The organism is Ruegeria sp. HKCCD7559, assembly GCF_013110575.1.
Lineage (GTDB): Bacteria > Pseudomonadota > Alphaproteobacteria > Rhodobacterales > Rhodobacteraceae > Ruegeria.
The window spans coordinates 1-2282 of sequence record NZ_WVQU01000023.1; the positions used below are offsets into that span (position 1 = coordinate 1).

Annotated in this window: 2 protein-coding genes; one reads left to right on the top strand and one right to left on the bottom strand. The window is 58.4% G+C overall.

What is annotated here, in order from left to right; genetic code table 11:
• The first annotated feature begins 160 nt into the window (after positions 1 to 160).
• Entirely contained in the window at positions 161 to 1162 is a 1002-nt protein-coding gene (locus GS605_RS20915; protein ID WP_171725211.1) for a helix-turn-helix domain-containing protein, read from the top strand.
• A 69-nt stretch (positions 1163 to 1231) separates the two neighbouring features.
• On the opposite strand, the gene GS605_RS20920 is transcribed toward GS605_RS20915, so the two are convergent.
• Complete coding sequence (locus GS605_RS20920; protein WP_171725212.1) at positions 1232 to 2209, bottom strand: CoA ester lyase; 978 nt, start codon at positions 2207 to 2209, stop codon at positions 1232 to 1234.
• Between the last annotated feature and the right edge of the window lie 73 nt (positions 2210 to 2282).

Here is a 2282-nt window from a genome sequence, read left to right on the forward strand (position 1 = left end):
GAAACCTCGTCTGCACATGCCCCCCAATGGACGCATACGCAGACGCCGCGGAATAGGGAACCGGGCGTAGCAATCCGCGGTTTGCCCTGGCGGATTGAAATCCGAAAATGAGGGCAGCGTCCAGCGAGGCGCTGCCTCTCGTCAATTCGATGGAGGAACAATGAAACACTATGTCCTCGCAAATGATCGCGCCGACCTGGCAAAGACCGGGCCGGAGGTGCCCGAAAGAATAAAACACATCGATGTTATCCTCAGCGACACCCGGGCGCTGGCATCGGCCGAGATCGTCGTCGAGTTCTATCACGCTCTGAACAGCCTGGTCGAAAACTGCTCTTACGTCGTCAATCTCCGGGTGTCCGGAAATGACTCGGTTGGCGGGCCTCTTTATTGGGCAGGTCGGACGGCGATATTCTGGGGCGACCTGGAGAACAACTGGGACGTCTCCGGTTCGCGCAGAAGCTGGATTTCGCAAGTTCTCAACCTGTCTTCAAGGACCGTTCTGGTCGGTGGAGCTGTCCTGTTGCTGGTGCAACTGGGCAGAGCGGGCCGAAACATCGTCGCGGTTCACCCGAACTTTGCCGCGGCCGCGCTGGAAAGCGGATTGGAAAGCTGCGGTGCGGCAACCCATCTGGCCGCCGACGGGCACCCCCACAGCGCGACCAGCAGACTGAGCGCGTTGCGGTTGTTGTCCGAATTCGTGTCCTTGGATCACGGAGAGCATATTGCGGACGCATTGCGCAGCTATATCGGCCTGACCGAACCTACGCAAAAACACGAAAGCAGGTTGGCCGCCCGGTTGGTGCACAAGGCAAAAGGCGATCTTCTGGTGGTGCGCACTTTGGATGCGATGCAGGAGAACATCGAAGATCCTCTGACGATCTCCGATCTTTCCCGTTTGCTCAAAACCTCGACGCGGCAGCTGCAACGACGGTTCCTGAGCAAAACCGGAGCAAAGCTTCTTTCCACGTACAAGGAGCTTCGTCTGGAAAGGGCGCAGAACCTGTTGCAGTTCACGAACATGTCGCAGATCGAAATCTCGGCAGCCACCGGTTTTTCATCGCCCGTCGCATTGAAACGTGCGTTTCAACGCTGCTACAAAACCAGCCCGGATGATGTCCGGGACCGTCGGTTCACGGGTTCGATGGCGCCGGAAGGATCCTAGCACTTCTTCGGCTTGCGCAACCGGCGATGACATCGCGTGGGCAGTTTGTCCACGCAACACTGGTTTGGTTCACGCCGCAGCAATCTGGCATGCCTTTTCCACCAGCACTTCGGCCTGACGGATGGAGGCGTAATCAATCAGTCGACCATCCAGCGAAACGGCGCCTTTTCCGTCTGCCTCGGCCTCGGCCATGGCAACAAGAATTCGCTGCGCCTTGATGACCTCGGCGTCGGACGGCGACATCACCTCGTTCGCCAGCGCGATCTGGCTTGGGTGAATGGCCCATTTGCCCTCGCAACCCAGAACGGCGGCACGTTTTGCGGCGGCCTTGTAACCGTCCGGGTCCTGAAAATCGCCAAAAGGCCCATCAATCGGACGCAGCCCGTTGGCGCGCGCCGCAACCACCATGCGGGCCAGAGCATAATGCCACATGTCACCCCAATGGGTCTGGCGACCGTCCTCGGGGTCCGCATCGGTCAAAACAGAGTAGTCCGGGTTCACACCACCGATGATCGTGGTTCGCGCACGGGTCGAGGCCGCATAGTCGGCCACACCGAAGTGCAAGCTTTCATTGCGCTTGGATGCTGCCGCAATCTCACTGACATTCTGCATGCCAAGCGCGGTTTCGATGATGTGTTCGAACCCGATCCGTTTTTTGTAACCCTTGGCGTCTTCGATCTGGGTCACCAGCATGTCGACCGCATACACATCTGCGGCTGTCCCGACCTTGGGGATCATGATCAGGTCCAGCCGTTCACCCGCCTGTTCGACCACATCGACGACGTCGCGGTACATGTAATGCGTGTCCAGACCGTTGATCCGAACCGACATGGTCTTGTTGCCCCAATCGATGTCGTTCAGCGCCTGAATGATGTTCCTGCGGGCCTGTTCCTTTTCATCGGGCGCGACGGCGTCTTCCAGATCAAGGAAAATGACGTCTACATCGGATTTGGCTGCCTTTTCGAACATTCCGGGTTGGCTGCCGGGCACGGCCAATTCACTTCGGTTCAGGCGTGCTGGGGCTTGGTCAATGGAATGAAAGCTCATAGGTTCGGGTCCTTCGTCTTACAGGTTCGGATAGATCGGGAATTTGGCGCAGAGGTCTGCGACCTCGGCCTTG